Below are 13,077 nucleotides of genomic sequence, written 5' to 3'. Positions count from 1 at the left end.
TTGTTTGTGCAACACGCAGTTGTCAGTTGCTAGGCCTCACACCGCGTGATGCCTATTGACTGAATGCTGCATCTTTATGAGGAAATATCATGGAAATCGATATGCTTGACAATGCAACTTTGGGCACCGTGATTAAAGTTGTCGGCGTCGGTGGCGCCGGCGGCAATGCGGTCCAACATATGATCAACAAGGGTGTGTCAGGAGTGGAGTTCATCGCCGCCAACACCGATGCGCAGGCGCTCAAGCAATCGAAGGCGCATAACGTGATCCAGATCGGCGAGACCGGCCTGGGCGCGGGCATGAAGCCGTCGGTGGGTCGTCAGCTGGCCGAGGAATCGCGCGGCCGGATCGAAGACGCATTGCGCGGCGCGCACATGGTGTTCATCGCTGCCGGCATGGGCGGCGGCACCGGCACCGGCGCTGCGCCGGTGGTGGCGCAGATCGCCAAGGAACTGGGCGCGCTGACGGTGGCGGTGGTGTCCAAGCCGTTCTCCTACGAAGGCCAGAAGTGCATGGACATCGCCGATGAGGGCCTGGAAGCGCTGTCCCAGCATGTTGATTCGCTGATCATCATTCTCAACGAGAAGCTCGAAGAGATTTATGAAGACGACAGCATGATGGAATGGCTGCAGCACGCCGACGACGTCCTCAACAACGCCGTCGCCGGGATCGCCGAAATCATCAATGTGCCGGGCCACATCAACGTCGACTTCAATGACGTCAAGACCATCATGGGCGAACAGGGCAAGGCCATGATGGGAACCGCTACCGCATCCGGCGTCGATCGCGCACGCCTGGCGGCCGAGCAGGCGGTTGCCTCGCCGCTGCTGGATGGCATCGATCTGTCCGGCGCCCGCGGGGTGCTGGTCAACGTCACTGCCAGCCGCAGCCTGAAGGGCAAGGAAATCAAGGAAGTCATGGCGACCGTGCGTGCGTTTGCGGCGCCGGACGCTTCGATTGCCCAAGGCATCGCCTACGACGAAACCATGGGCGACGATATCCGCGTCACCGTGGTGGCGACCGGCCTGGGCCGTGCGCGCAAGGCCGTGCAGCTGGTGCAGGCGCCGATGATGCGTACCGGCACCCACAACGAGCCGATGATGCACGGCCAGGCGTCCGTGGGACATGGCAGCTCGTCGTTCGAAGGCATGAAGGCGCCGGCGGTATGGCGTCGCGAGTCGGCTTCCGACACGGTGCGGGCTTTGGAAAAGAACGGCATGGAAACCTACGACATTCCGGCTTTCCTGCGCAAGCAAGCCGACTAAGCCAGGGCTCTTTTGTCCCAATGGTGATGGCGGGTGCCGATACTCGCTATCATCGCCGGCATTCTGCATGAAAGTGCGGAACAGGGCATACTGCGGGTTCAACGCCGCGTCGAAAGGCGCGGCGTTTTCTTTTGTAGCATCCGCCAACATTCCGTGCCTCTGGAATACCGGCGCGCGCCATAGCGTTGCGCCATGGGCTTCAGGGCATCCACACCTAGACAAGGACTTAGTCATGACTATCAAGATCGGCGATCGCCTGCCGGAAGGCAAATTAGCAGAATTCATCGAAACCGAGACCGAAGGCTGCTCGCTCGGACCAAATTCGTTCAATGTCAGCGACCTGGTCAAGGGCAAGAAAATCGCCTTGTTCGCCGTGCCGGGCGCTTTCACGCCGACCTGCTCCGCCAAGCATCTGCCTGGCTACATCCAGCACGCGGCGGAATTCAAGGCCAAGGGCGTCGATGAAATCTGGGCGGTTTCCGTCAACGATGCATTCGTCATGGGCGCCTGGGGCCGTGACCAGAAAGCCACCGGCATCGTGCGTTTGCTGGCTGACGGCAATGCCGATTTCGTCAAGGCGCTGGGCCTGGACGCCGATTTCGGCAAGTTCGGCATGGGCGTGCGTTCGCAACGTTTTTCGGCGCTGCTCGACGACGGCGTGGTCAAGCAGCTGAACGTGGAGCAGGGCGGCAAGTTCGAAGTGTCCAATGCGGAAACCCTGCTGGCGCAACTGGCCTAAAAGCTAGTCATTGTCGGTAAAGAAGGCGGCGCCAACGGCGCCGTTTTTCAGTTCCGGGGCAGGAAACATCCTGGCGTGTTTTTTACCCCACAATAACTACACATCGTTACAGAATAATTATCAGTCAGACTTATAATGTCATCATGTTGAAACAGCGCACTATCAAAAGAATTGTCAAGACGACAGGCATTGGCGTCCATTCCGGCACCAAGGTCGAGCTGACTTTGCGTCCGGCAGCAGTGGATACCGGCATCGTTTTCCGGCGTATCGATATCGATCCTGCCGTCGATTTCCCGGCCAGGGCCACCGAAGTCGGCGACACACGCATGGCCTCGGTGCTGGTCAAGGACGGCGTGCGGGTTTCCACCATCGAGCATCTGATGTCGGCCTGCTCGGGGCTGGGCATAGATAACCTGTATGTCGACGTGACTGCCGAGGAAATTCCCATCATGGATGGCTCGGCGTCGTCGTTCGTGTTCCTGCTGCAGCAAGCGGGGCTGGAAGAGCAAAACGCCGCCAAGAAATTCGTGCGCATCAAAAAATCCGTCGAAGTGCGTGAAGGCGAAGGCGACCGCGAGAAGTGGGCGCGGCTCGATCCATGCAACGGTTTCAAGCTGAAGTTCTTTATCGAATTCAACCACCCTGCGGTGGATGGCACCGGCCAGACCGCGGAAGTCGATTTCAGCATCCAGTCGTATGTGAAGGAAGTGGCGCGCGCGCGCACTTTCGGTTTCATGCAGGATGTGGAAACCATGCGCGGCCTGGGACTGGCGCGCGGCGGTTCGCTGGAAAACGCCATCGTGATGGATGAGTACCGCATCCTTAACAGCGACGGCTTGCGTTATGAAAACGAGTTTGTCCGCCACAAGATCCTGGACGCCATCGGCGACCTGTACCTGATCGGCCATCCGCTGCTGGCCAGCTACACCGCCCACAAGTCGGGCCACGGCCTGAACAACCAGTTGCTGCGCGCTTTGCTGGCCCAGCCGGATGCCTATGAAGTAGTCAGTTTCGACGAGTTGACCGAAGCGCCCGGCGCTTATCAGCGCCAGGTCGGGCAAGAGTGGGCTCTCAACTAGCTGTTTGTGTATAATGCCATTTTTACAAGATGGCGTTTGTCCCCGCCTGCAGCGATTTATTTTTTATCGCTATAGCGCCTGACCATCGCTGCGATAGCATTTTTCAGTGCTTCGTTGGCAGCCGATGGTTCCAGTTCTTCCATCAGCGAAGAGAATGCCGATACAGCTTTGGATGAAAGTAGTGCCTGCTTGACAGCAGGCGCTTTCATTAGGTTTTGGCTTACTTGCACTTTGATTCGGATTGCATTAATCTGCCAATTTCCTGCCAGCAATTGGTTTTGCAGGCGTGGCAGTTGCTGCTTCAATTTGCTTGCCAGAGCTGCATTGGGAGCTGACAGCACCAGCTGCCCGGCTTCGCATTGCAATACTTCGCAGGTACTGAACATGGCAGGCAATTCGGCGGCGCATTGTTTTTGCAGCGCTGCCATGCGTGTGACAGCGGGCAGCAAAGCCGCCATCTTGTCATTTCCCCGTAAAAAATCGGCAACGGCTTTTTGAGTCTGAGGCCTGGAACCCGTTGTCGCTGGCCGGTAAGAAGAAGGTGAGAGTCTACGCATGATGGTGAAACCATATCACACCTGTGACCCACTCAGGGCGTCACAGGAGCTGCCATGCAGGTAATTCTGCTGCACCCGCGTTTTAATCGCGCAAAATCCATCACCTTAGGCGCCAAGCACATCACCCTGATGATCGTCGGTTTTTTACTGGCGGTATTGCTGGCGACCGGATTATTGTATTTTCTCACCGCTCGTTACGCGGTCGGCCTGCCGTTTGCGGGCAAGGCCGCCGGCAACGCTGTCGCCGGAGGAGTACAGGATAAAGACAAGTACCTGAAGGAAAACCTGGCGGCGATGGCCATCAAGCTCGGTGAAATGCAGGCGCAGCTGATGCGTCTGGATGCCTTGGGTGAGCGGGTCCAGGGCCTGGCCGGGGTCAAGCCGGAAGAATTCAATTTCAAGGAAGCGCCGGGACGCGGCGGCGCCGAATCGAGCAGCCTGTACGACCGGCGCTCGCACGACATGAGCATGAGCGAATTCCAGCAAGCGCTGGACGCCATGTCGCGCGACGTCGGTTTTCGCACCGACTACCTGAATGTGGTCGAAACCGTACTCATGAGCGATCGCATCAAGTCCAAGCTGCTGCCGACCAACCAGCCGGTCAACGTCAACTACAATTCCTCCAGCTTCGGCTGGCGGCTCGATCCGTTCACCGGCCGCAGCGCATTTCATGAAGGACTGGATTTTCCAGCCTCGGTCGGCACCAACATCGTCGCCGCGGCGGCCGGCGTGGTAATCGCGGCCGAATATCATCCGCAATACGGCAACATGCTCGATATCGATCACGGCAACGACATCATCACCCGCTACGCCCATGCCTCCAGGCTGTTTGTCAAAGTGGGCGACATCGTGCAGCGCGGCCAGCATATCGCCGATATCGGCACTACCGGGCGTTCGACCGGACCGCACCTGCATTTCGAAGTAAGAATCAAGGGTGTGGCGCAGGATCCGCGCAAGTTCCTGAACGCCGGCACCGACCTGGCCAAGATGGCAACATTGGCCGGGAAGTAATGAATGTTGTTGTAATGCAAGCAGGATAGGCCGGATGCCGGGCACAATTTGCGCAACTTGCTATTGTTTCCTGGTGCATAACCCCAATGTGTCGGGGACTGCATGATAAAATTCTCCGATTATTTATTTAGCCACAGCCCGGTTTCGGGGCCATCCACAAGATGCCACGGAATGCCGCCGGCGCTTTTTTTAGAATCCAAGCATGTCATTACTGACCCAGATTTTCGGTAGCCGCAACCAGCGCCTGCTTAAGCAATATAAAAAAGTCGTCCGACAAATTAATGCACTTGAACCGGCGTTCGAAAAACTGTCCGATGCCGAGCTGCAGGCGAAAACGCCGGAGCTCAAGCAGCGCATAGCCGACGGCGAAAAGCTCGACGCCTTGCTGCCGGAAGCGTTCGCGGTTTGCCGCGAGGCCGGCAAGCGGGTCTTGAAAATGCGCCATTTCGACGTGCAGCTGATCGGCGGCATGGTGTTGCATTACGGGAAAATCGCCGAAATGGGCACAGGCGAGGGCAAGACGCTGATGGCGACCCTGCCGGCTTACCTGAATGCGCTGTCCGGCAAGGGCGTGCACGTGGTGACCGTCAATGACTACCTGGCGCAGCGCGATGCCGAGTGGATGGGACGTTTGTATAGCTGGCTGGGCCTGACGACCGGGGTCAACCTGTCGTCGGTGGAGCACGACGCCAAGCAGGTGGCTTACGGCGCTGACATCACCTACGGCACCAACAACGAATTCGGTTTCGATTATCTGCGCGACAACATGGTGTACGACGCTGCCGACCGCGTGCAGCGCACCCTGAATTTCGCCATCGTCGATGAAGTCGACTCGATCCTGATCGATGAAGCGCGGACGCCGCTGATCATTTCCGGCCAGGCTGAAAATCACACCGACCTGTATTACAAGATCAATGAAGTGCCGCCGCTGCTGATCCAGCAGGTTGGCGAAGAAACGCCGGACGGCAAGGGCAAGGTTGAAGTGCCCGGCGATTACACCAAGGATGAAAAAGCGCACCAGGTGCTGCTGACCGAAGCCGGCCATGAAAAGGCCGAGCAGATCCTCACTGACATGGGCTTGCTGGCCGAAGGCGCTTCCCTGTACGACGCCGCCAACATCAGCCTGATCCATCACCTGTACGCCGCGCTGCGCGCGCACTCGCTATACTTCAAGGACCAGCACTATGTGGTGCAGGGCGGCGAAATTGTCATCGTCGACGAATTCACCGGCCGCATGATGACCGGCCGCCGCTGGTCGGACGGCTTGCACCAGGCGGTGGAAGCCAAGGAAGGCGTCAAGATCCAGAACGAGAACCAGACTCTGGCCTCGATCACTTTCCAGAACTATTTCCGCATGTACGGCAAACTCGCCGGCATGACCGGCACCGCCGATACCGAAGCTTACGAATTCCAGGAAATCTACGGCCTGGAAACCGTGGTGATCCCGCAAAACCGGCCGAACCAGCGCAAGGACCGGCAAGACCAGGTCTACAAGACTTCGCAGGAAAAATACAATGCGATGCTGAAGGATATCCAGGATTGCTACGAGCGTGGGCAACCGGTGCTGGTGGGCACCACCTCGATCGAAAACTCGGAGCTGCTGTCCTCGATCCTGACCAAGGCCAAGCTGCCGCACAACGTGCTGAACGCCAAGCAGCATGCGCGCGAAGCGGAAATCATCGCGCAGGCAGGCCGTCCGCAAGCGATCACTATCGCCACCAACATGGCGGGGCGCGGTACTGACATCGTACTGGGTGGGAATGTCGAGAAGCAGATCCAGTTCATCGAAGCTGACGAGTCGCTCAGCGACACCGAAAAACAACTGCGCTCCGACAAGCTGGGCGATGAATGGCAATCGCTGCATGACCACGTGGTCAATGCCGGCGGCTTGCATATCATCGGCACCGAGCGCCATGAATCGCGCCGGGTGGATAACCAGTTGCGCGGCCGTGCCGCGCGCCAGGGTGATCCGGGTTCTTCGCGTTTCTACCTGTCGCTGGACGACGCCTTGCTGCGCATTTTTGCCGGCGACCGCGTGCGCGCCATCATGGACCGGCTGAAAATGCCGGAAGGCGAGCCGATCGAGGCCGGCATTGTGTCGCGGTCGATCGAATCGGCACAGCGCAAGGTCGAGGCGCGCAACTTCGATATCCGCAAGCAGCTGCTGGAATATGACGATGTCGCCAACGACCAGCGCAAGGTGATCTATCAGCAGCGCAACGAGTTGCTGGAATCGCAAGGCGTGTCCGAGACGGTGGCGTCGCTGCGCGAAGGCGTGCTGGACGACACTTTCCGCACCTATGTGCCGGAAGAGTCGCTTGAAGAGCAATGGAATATCCCGGCGCTGGAAACGGCCCTGGCCAACGACCTGCACCTGGAAGTACCGCTGGGCGAGATGCTGAAATCGGAACCGAACCTGACCGACGAGGATCTGCTGGAGCGTGTGCTGACTGCCGCCAACGTTACCTATGACGCCAAGACCGAAATCGTCGGCAAGGAATCGTTCGCCGGCTTCGAGCGCAGCGTCATGCTGCAAAGCGTCGACAGCCACTGGCGCGAACATCTGGCGGCGCTCGACCATCTGCGCCAGGGGATCCACCTGCGCGGCTACGCCCAGAAGAATCCGAAGCAGGAATACAAGCGCGAAGCGTTCGAACTGTTTGGCCAGATGCTGGACCTGATCAAGAATGAAGTGGTCAAGGTGGTGATGACGGTGCGTATCGAAAACCGCGAGGAAATTGCTGCTGCCGAAGAAGAAATGGCGCAGTCCCATGTGGAAAACGTGCACTACCAGCACGCCGACTTTGATTCGAACGCCGCGCCGGAAGCCTTGCTGGCGCCGACCGCGCACAGCGATGAATCGCAGCAGCCGGGCAGCAGCGTGCCGAAGGTCGGCCGTAACGATCCTTGCCCTTGCGGCAGCGGCAAGAAATACAAGCAGTGCCACGGCCAGCTGATGTAACCGGCAATGGCAGGCAACAGCTAAAGCAGGGCGGGGAAACCCGCCCTTTGCTTTTGTTGCGGCAGATGCACACATGGTCTGCGCATACGCCTTAATACCCCTTAAAATAAGCACCTGGATCAGCTGCCGGTCTGCTGGACCGGGCGAACCACCCATTAATCTCGGCAAACCAGCGCCGCCAACATCTATACCTAGTTAAGGATTCTCATGGCCGTCAATTCCCCCATTCCTGTCGCCGCCGACCTGCTGCCTGTGGCGGGCATCGAGCTTGGCCATGCTGAAGCCGGCGTACGCAAGGCGAATCGCAAGGATTTGCTGGTGATGAAGCTGGCGTCGACGGCGACGGTAGCCGGGGTGTTCACGCAAAACCGCTTTTGCGCCGCTCCGGTGCAGGTCAGCAAAGCACACCTGGCGGCCGCCGAGATTTCCGGCGAGCCTATCCGCGCGCTGCTGATCAATACCGGCAACGCCAACGCCGGCACCGGCGAAGCCGGCCTGGCGGCCGCCAATGCCACTTGTGATGCGCTGGCCGAGCTGCTGGGCTGCCATGCGGCACAGATCTTGCCGTTTTCGACTGGCGTCATCCTGGAGCCGCTGCCGGTGGAGCGCGTCACTGCCGGTTTGCCGCAGGCAATACAGAACCTGCAAAGCGACAACTGGTTCAATGCCGCCGAGGCTATCATGACCACCGATACCCAGCCAAAGGCTGCTTCACGCAGCCTGGTCATCGCCGGCAAAACGGTGACGCTGTCCGGCATCAGCAAGGGCGCCGGCATGATCAAGCCGAACATGGCAACCATGCTCGGTTTCCTGGCGATCGATGCGAAAGTGGCGCAGCCGGTGCTGGAGCACATGGTGCGCCAGGCCGCCGACCGTTCGTTCAACTGCATCACCATCGACGGCGATACCTCGACCAACGACTCGTTCATGCTGATCGCCACCGGCGCCGGTGAACTGGAAGTGAGCAGCGTCGACAGTCCGGAATATGCGGAGCTGGCGGCCGCCGTCACCGATATTTCCCGGCATCTGGCGCAAATGATCATACGCGACGGCGAAGGCGCCACCAAGTTCATCACGATCACCGTGGAACAGGGACAGAACGTTGCAGAATGCCGCAAGATCGCTTATTCGATCGCCCACTCGCCGCTGGTCAAGACGGCTTTCTTCGCTTCCGATCCGAACCTGGGTCGCATCCTGGCGGCAATCGGTTACGCTGGCGTCGATGACCTGGACGTCAGCAAGCTGGACCTGTACCTGGATGACGTCCTGGTGGCAAAAAACGGCGGCCGCAACCCGGAATACCAGGAAGCCGAAGGCCAGCGCGTCATGAAGCAGAGCGAGATCACGGTGCGGGTGCAACTGGCGCGCGGCGATGCCGATGCGACTGTCTGGACTTGCGATTTATCGCATGACTATGTCTCGATCAATGCTGACTATCGCTCCTGAGCCGATAATATCCTGAGAAAAATGCTGTCCGAGGCCGGTTGTCGGCCACGGCGGCGAATTTACTTTGACAAATAATATTCACCCAGCAGCGTTTTGCTTTGCGTCAGAATGGGGAAATCCCATTTGTCACCGAACCAGCCATGACTCAATTAGACCAGTTCTTGATCCGCGCCGAAGCCCTCCTGGCCCGGCTTGAATCCATCCTGCCGCAGGCCAAGGCTGCTCCCGACTGGCAGACGGCGACCGCTTTTCGCTGGCGCCATCGCGGCGGATCTGCCGGCGGTTACCTGCAGGCGGTCGGCCATATTTCGGATATTGCGCTGTCGGACCTGCACAATATCGAAGTGCAGAAGCAGCAGATCGACCAGAATACGCGCCAGTTCGTCGATGGCCGGCCGGCCAACAATGTGCTGCTGACCGGTGCCCGCGGCACCGGCAAGTCGTCCCTGATCAAAGCTTGCCTGAACCAGTATGCTCCCCAGGGTTTGCGCCTGATCGAAGTAGATAAGGACGATTTGGCGGCGTTGCCGGATATTGTCGACCTGGTGGCGGAGCGGCCGGAACGCTTCATCATTTTTTGCGACGACCTTTCGTTCGAAGAGGGCGAAAGCGGTTACAAGGCGCTCAAAGTGGCGCTCGACGGCAGCATCGCGGCGCAATCGGACAATGTGCTGATTTACGCCACTTCCAACCGGCGCCATCTGCTGCCGGAGCGGATGTCCGACAATGCCAGCTATAAAACCACCGAGGACGGCGATTTGCATCCGGGGGAAACCGTCGAAGAAAAGATTTCACTTTCAGAGCGCTTCGGACTGTGGGTGTCGTTTTATCCGTTCAAGCAAGACGATTACCTGGACATCGTCGGCCATTGGCTCAGCCATTTCGGCTGCAATGCCGAGCAGATTGCCGAAGCGCGCGGCGATGCCTTGCGCTGGGCCCTGCAACGGGCCTCGCGTTCGGGCCGGGTGGCATGGCAGTTTGCTCGCGATTACGCTGGCCGGATGACCCAGCCATGAGCCTTCCTGAGCGGGAGCCGGTCAATGTAGCCGTGGGCATCCTGATGAAGCCGAATGGCGATGTGTTGCTTGGCCAGCGACCAGAAGGTAAGCCCATGGCTGGTTATTGGGAATTCCCGGGAGGGAAAGTCGAGTTGGGCGAGTCGATTTTCGACGCGCTCAAGCGTGAGCTGATGGAGGAGCTGGGGGTTGAAATTGCTTCCGCCGAGCCCTGGTGCGGGATTGAGCATCATTATCCGCATGCGCGTGTGCGCCTGCATTTCTACATCAGCCGCGAATGGCAAGGTGAGCCGCAAAGCCTGGAAGGGCAGGCTTTTTCGTGGCAAGGCAGCGTCGGCGTAGAGCCTCTGTTGCCGGCGGCGATTCCCTTGATTGAATGGCTGGACGAATTGCGCCGAGAAAGCGTTTAATCTCGCTCGAGCTATTGCGGCAGCTTGCCGTCGTCATCGATTTCATCGGGCGGATTGACCGCCGGAATCGCATATTTCTCTTCGGCCCAGGCGCCCAGGTCGATCTGCTTGCAGCGCTCGGAGCAAAACGGCCGGAACCGGTTGGCGGCAATCCATTCAACTTTTATGCCGCAAGTCGGGCAATCGACGGTAGTAGTCATACAAATCTATTCAAAAAACATTTAAAAATTACAAAGAGTCAGCTCGAACGGCACGTCGCCCTCATACGCTTTTGGCTTCAGGTCGCCGCCCTGGGTGGTAAAGCGCACCCACAGCATGTACTTGTTGGCGGATATTTCAGGAATCGCCGCCAGTTGCTCATCGATGATCAGACGCAGCATCTGGTAAGACTTTCCTTGCAGCATTTGCTGATAACTGCCGTTTTGTGCGTCTATCTTTACCGAACTTCCGGTTTCTCGCAGTAATCGCAATACGATGCTGATAGCGTCGAACAATGGCGCCAGCGGCGCGAACCAGCCGACGATATCGGCAAACCGCTGTTCGGCGGGGTGCTGTTGCCAGGCATAGTAGGAAGGCAGGTCGAATTCACAGGCGCCGCCGGGAATGATGGTGCGGCCGCGGATACTCATCAGCCATTCATTATCGCGGATGTGCTGGCCGGTCTTGCCCTGGGTCGCCATCAGCGCCGTGCTGATCCTGTCTATCTCCTGCAGGATGGCGTCCAGCATGTCGGGCGCGACGTTGGGGTTGGATTTAAAGCCGAGCAGGGTTTGTTTTTGTCGTTCCAGTTCTTGCAGCAAATCCGACTTCAGATCGGCGCGTCCGGCAACCTCCAGCATTTCGAAAATGGTGGACAGCGCGATATGGTGTTGCAGCGGGCTTTCCTGCTGCACGAAAAAGCCGAATCTTTCATGCAGGTCTTCCAGCCGCAACATGGTGCGAATGCGCTCGTTGAAAGGATATTCGTAGACGATCAAAGTGACATCCCTTAAAAATTTGAGCCGGATAAGACATGATTCTGAACGATGCGAACAGAAATTACAAATGCCCCTCTATTTTTAACATTGAGCGACAGGCTTTCTGTCTGATATATAAAGCTTTATACCATTATAACGATCGGCTCAATGTTTCATATAGCGCGTGTAATCGCGTCACTTGCGGCAATAGCGCCGCGGGCTCACCATCATTGACAATCACATCGTCGGCGGCTTGCAGGCGTTGCTGCCTGGAGGCTTGGGTTGCCATGATGGCCCGTACTTGAGACGGCGTCATTGCATTGCGCTGCATCACGCGTTCCAGCTGGATCTGCTCGTCGCAATCCACGACCAGTATGCGCTGTACCCGTTCTCTCCAGTTGCCGGATTCGATCAGCAGTGGTACGACAAAGATCAGGTACAAACCTTGGACATGCTGCGCCGCGCGGGCGGTTTCGGCCCGGATCAGGGGATGCAGGATAGCTTCCAGGCGCTGTTTTGCCTGCGGGTCCGAGAATACATGGGCACGCATCCTGGCCCGGTCCATGGCGCCGCTGGCGTCGATGAAGGCGCTGCCGAATTCGGCGGCCAGCGGGGCGATGGCGGCGCCGTCCGGCGCCGTCAGCTGATGGGCGATGACATCGGTGTCGATGACAGCGGCGCCGCGCTCGGCAAACATGTCGGCGACGGTGCTCTTGCCGCTGCCGATCCCGCCGGTCAGGCCGACGCTGAATCTGGGCTTGCCTTGCGCTGGCTGGTCGTGATTAGCCGCATCGTGCTGGTTCATACGGTATTAGGTAGCAAAACCGAAATAAGTTTCCAGAATTGTTTGGCCGTAGAGCAGGGCCAGCAGGCCGGCAGCGGCCAGGTAGGGGCCGAAGGGGATGGGTTTGTCGCGTCCGCGGCGGGCAAAAACGATCAATATGATCCCGACTACCGCGCCCACCAATGATGAAAACAGGATGATGATGGGCAGCATCTTCCAGCCCAGCCAGGCGCCGAGCGCCGCCAGCAGCTTGAAATCGCCGTAGCCCATGCCTTCCTTGCCGGTCAGCAGTTTGAATGCCCAGTAAATCGCCCACAGGCTCAGGTAACCGGCCGCGGCGCCGATCACGGCGTCTTGCAAGGGCACGAACAGGCCGGACAGGTTCAGCAGCAGGCCTATCCAGAGCAGCGGCAAGGTCAGGTCGTCGGGCAGCAATTGGGTATCGGCGTCGATAAATGTCATCGCGATCAGCAGATAGACGAAGAGCAGGGTCGCCAGGCCGACCCAGCCGCTGCCGAAGTGCCAGATGAGCAGGGCCGACAGCGCTCCGGTCAGTGCTTCGACCAGGGGATAGCGTATCGAGATGGGGGTTTTGCAGGCTGCGCATTTGCCGCGCAAGGCCAGGTAACTCAGCACCGGCACATTCTCCAGCGCGCCGATCTGGTGTTTGCATTGCGGACAGGCCGAGCGCGGCACCACCAAGTTGTAGCGTTCGGTGTGCGGCAGCGGCTTGCCGCTTTCGTGGGCGACGTAATTATCCGATTCGCGCTGCATCATGATCGGCAGCCTGTGAATCACTACATTCAGGAAACTGCCGATCAACAATCCAAAAACAGCTGCCAGTACGGTGGG

General features: G+C 58.7%; 13 protein-coding genes. 8 read left to right on the top strand and 5 right to left on the bottom strand.

Features of this window, described 5'->3' with window-relative positions; all coding sequences use genetic code 11:
- The first annotated feature begins 89 nt into the window (after positions 1-89).
- From ftsZ to lpxC, 3 genes are all read left to right on the top strand, one after another.
- Entirely contained in the window at positions 90-1,265 is a 1,176-nt protein-coding gene (ftsZ, locus tag JWQ61_RS16600; RefSeq protein ID WP_014007911.1) for a cell division protein FtsZ, read from the top strand.
- A gap of 232 nt (positions 1,266-1,497) precedes the next feature.
- Positions 1,498-2,004: a peroxiredoxin gene (locus JWQ61_RS16595; RefSeq protein ID WP_304361501.1), complete on the top strand. Its 507-nt coding sequence runs from the start codon at positions 1,498-1,500 to the stop codon at positions 2,002-2,004.
- Positions 2,005-2,147: 143 nt separating this feature from the next.
- Positions 2,148-3,083 (top strand): UDP-3-O-acyl-N-acetylglucosamine deacetylase, encoded by a 936-nt coding sequence (lpxC, locus tag JWQ61_RS16590; RefSeq protein WP_304361500.1) that lies wholly within the window; start codon positions 2,148-2,150, stop codon positions 3,081-3,083.
- Positions 3,084-3,139: 56 nt separating this feature from the next.
- Here the strand turns inward: lpxC and JWQ61_RS16585 are convergent, their stop codons facing one another.
- Positions 3,140-3,541: a hypothetical protein gene (locus tag JWQ61_RS16585; RefSeq protein ID WP_236904444.1), complete on the bottom strand. Its 402-nt coding sequence runs from the start codon at positions 3,539-3,541 to the stop codon at positions 3,140-3,142.
- Positions 3,542-3,694: 153 nt separating this feature from the next.
- Between JWQ61_RS16585 and JWQ61_RS16580 the strand changes: the two genes are divergently transcribed.
- The 5 genes from JWQ61_RS16580 (at position 3,695) to mutT (ending at position 10,485) form a co-directional block, all read left to right on the top strand.
- Positions 3,695-4,651, top strand: coding sequence for a M23 family metallopeptidase (locus tag JWQ61_RS16580; RefSeq protein WP_304361499.1), 957 nt, complete (start codon positions 3,695-3,697; stop codon positions 4,649-4,651).
- 202 nt (positions 4,652-4,853) lie between these two features.
- A complete protein-coding gene (secA, locus tag JWQ61_RS16575) occupies positions 4,854-7,613 on the top strand; it encodes a preprotein translocase subunit SecA (protein ID WP_304361498.1) in 2,760 nt (919 codons plus the stop codon).
- A gap of 207 nt (positions 7,614-7,820) precedes the next feature.
- Positions 7,821-9,059 (top strand): bifunctional glutamate N-acetyltransferase/amino-acid acetyltransferase ArgJ, encoded by a 1,239-nt coding sequence (gene argJ / locus JWQ61_RS16570; protein WP_304361497.1) that lies wholly within the window; start codon positions 7,821-7,823, stop codon positions 9,057-9,059.
- A 140-nt stretch (positions 9,060-9,199) separates the two neighbouring features.
- Positions 9,200-10,075, top strand: coding sequence for an ATP-binding protein (locus JWQ61_RS16565; RefSeq protein WP_304361496.1), 876 nt, complete (start codon positions 9,200-9,202; stop codon positions 10,073-10,075).
- Positions 10,072-10,485: an 8-oxo-dGTP diphosphatase MutT gene (gene mutT / locus JWQ61_RS16560; RefSeq protein WP_304361495.1), complete on the top strand. Its 414-nt coding sequence runs from the start codon at positions 10,072-10,074 to the stop codon at positions 10,483-10,485. The genes JWQ61_RS16565 and mutT overlap by 4 nt, the downstream gene beginning before the upstream one ends.
- A gap of 11 nt (positions 10,486-10,496) precedes the next feature.
- On the opposite strand, the gene JWQ61_RS16555 is transcribed toward mutT, so the two are convergent.
- From JWQ61_RS16555 to JWQ61_RS16540, 4 genes are all read right to left on the bottom strand, one after another.
- On the bottom strand, positions 10,497-10,685 hold the full coding sequence (locus JWQ61_RS16555) for a DNA gyrase inhibitor YacG (protein WP_304361494.1): 189 nt from the start codon (positions 10,683-10,685) through the stop codon (positions 10,497-10,499).
- A gap of 21 nt (positions 10,686-10,706) precedes the next feature.
- Entirely contained in the window at positions 10,707-11,462 is a 756-nt protein-coding gene (zapD, locus tag JWQ61_RS16550) for a cell division protein ZapD (protein ID WP_120234299.1), read from the bottom strand.
- A 130-nt stretch (positions 11,463-11,592) separates the two neighbouring features.
- On the bottom strand, positions 11,593-12,246 hold the full coding sequence (gene coaE, locus JWQ61_RS16545; RefSeq protein WP_304361493.1) for a dephospho-CoA kinase: 654 nt from the start codon (positions 12,244-12,246) through the stop codon (positions 11,593-11,595).
- A 6-nt stretch (positions 12,247-12,252) separates the two neighbouring features.
- Positions 12,253-13,077, bottom strand: an 825-nt coding sequence (locus tag JWQ61_RS16540) for an A24 family peptidase (protein ID WP_304361492.1), incomplete at its 5' end; no start/stop codon positions are given.

Origin of the sequence: Collimonas fungivorans (assembly GCF_028292705.1) — a bacterium.
GTDB classification, from domain to species: Bacteria; Pseudomonadota; Gammaproteobacteria; order Burkholderiales; family Burkholderiaceae_D; genus Collimonas; species Collimonas fungivorans_B.
The sequence above is the reverse complement of the archived record's forward strand: the minus strand, read 5'-3'. Positions and strand labels throughout refer to the sequence as shown.

Bases quoted from the DNA above. Each gene is read 5' to 3' on its own strand.
- mutT (WP_304361495.1), top strand. From the start codon at position 10,072: ATGAGCCTTCCTGAGCGGGAGCCGGTCAATGTAGCCGTGGGCATCCTG.
- JWQ61_RS16555 (WP_304361494.1), bottom strand. From the start codon at position 10,685: ATGACTACTACCGTCGATTGCCCGACTTGCGGCATAAAAGTTGAATGG.
- secA (WP_304361498.1), top strand. From the start codon at position 4,854: ATGTCATTACTGACCCAGATTTTCGGTAGCCGCAACCAGCGCCTGCTT.
- argJ (WP_304361497.1), top strand. From the start codon at position 7,821: ATGGCCGTCAATTCCCCCATTCCTGTCGCCGCCGACCTGCTGCCTGTG.
- lpxC (WP_304361500.1), top strand. From the start codon at position 2,148: ATGTTGAAACAGCGCACTATCAAAAGAATTGTCAAGACGACAGGCATT.
- JWQ61_RS16585 (WP_236904444.1), bottom strand. From the start codon at position 3,541: ATGGCGGCTTTGCTGCCCGCTGTCACACGCATGGCAGCGCTGCAAAAA.
- JWQ61_RS16565 (WP_304361496.1), top strand. From the start codon at position 9,200: ATGACTCAATTAGACCAGTTCTTGATCCGCGCCGAAGCCCTCCTGGCC.
- coaE (WP_304361493.1), bottom strand. From the start codon at position 12,246: ATGAACCAGCACGATGCGGCTAATCACGACCAGCCAGCGCAAGGCAAG.
- ftsZ (WP_014007911.1), top strand. From the start codon at position 90: ATGGAAATCGATATGCTTGACAATGCAACTTTGGGCACCGTGATTAAA.
- JWQ61_RS16595 (WP_304361501.1), top strand. From the start codon at position 1,498: ATGACTATCAAGATCGGCGATCGCCTGCCGGAAGGCAAATTAGCAGAA.
- JWQ61_RS16580 (WP_304361499.1), top strand. From the start codon at position 3,695: ATGCAGGTAATTCTGCTGCACCCGCGTTTTAATCGCGCAAAATCCATC.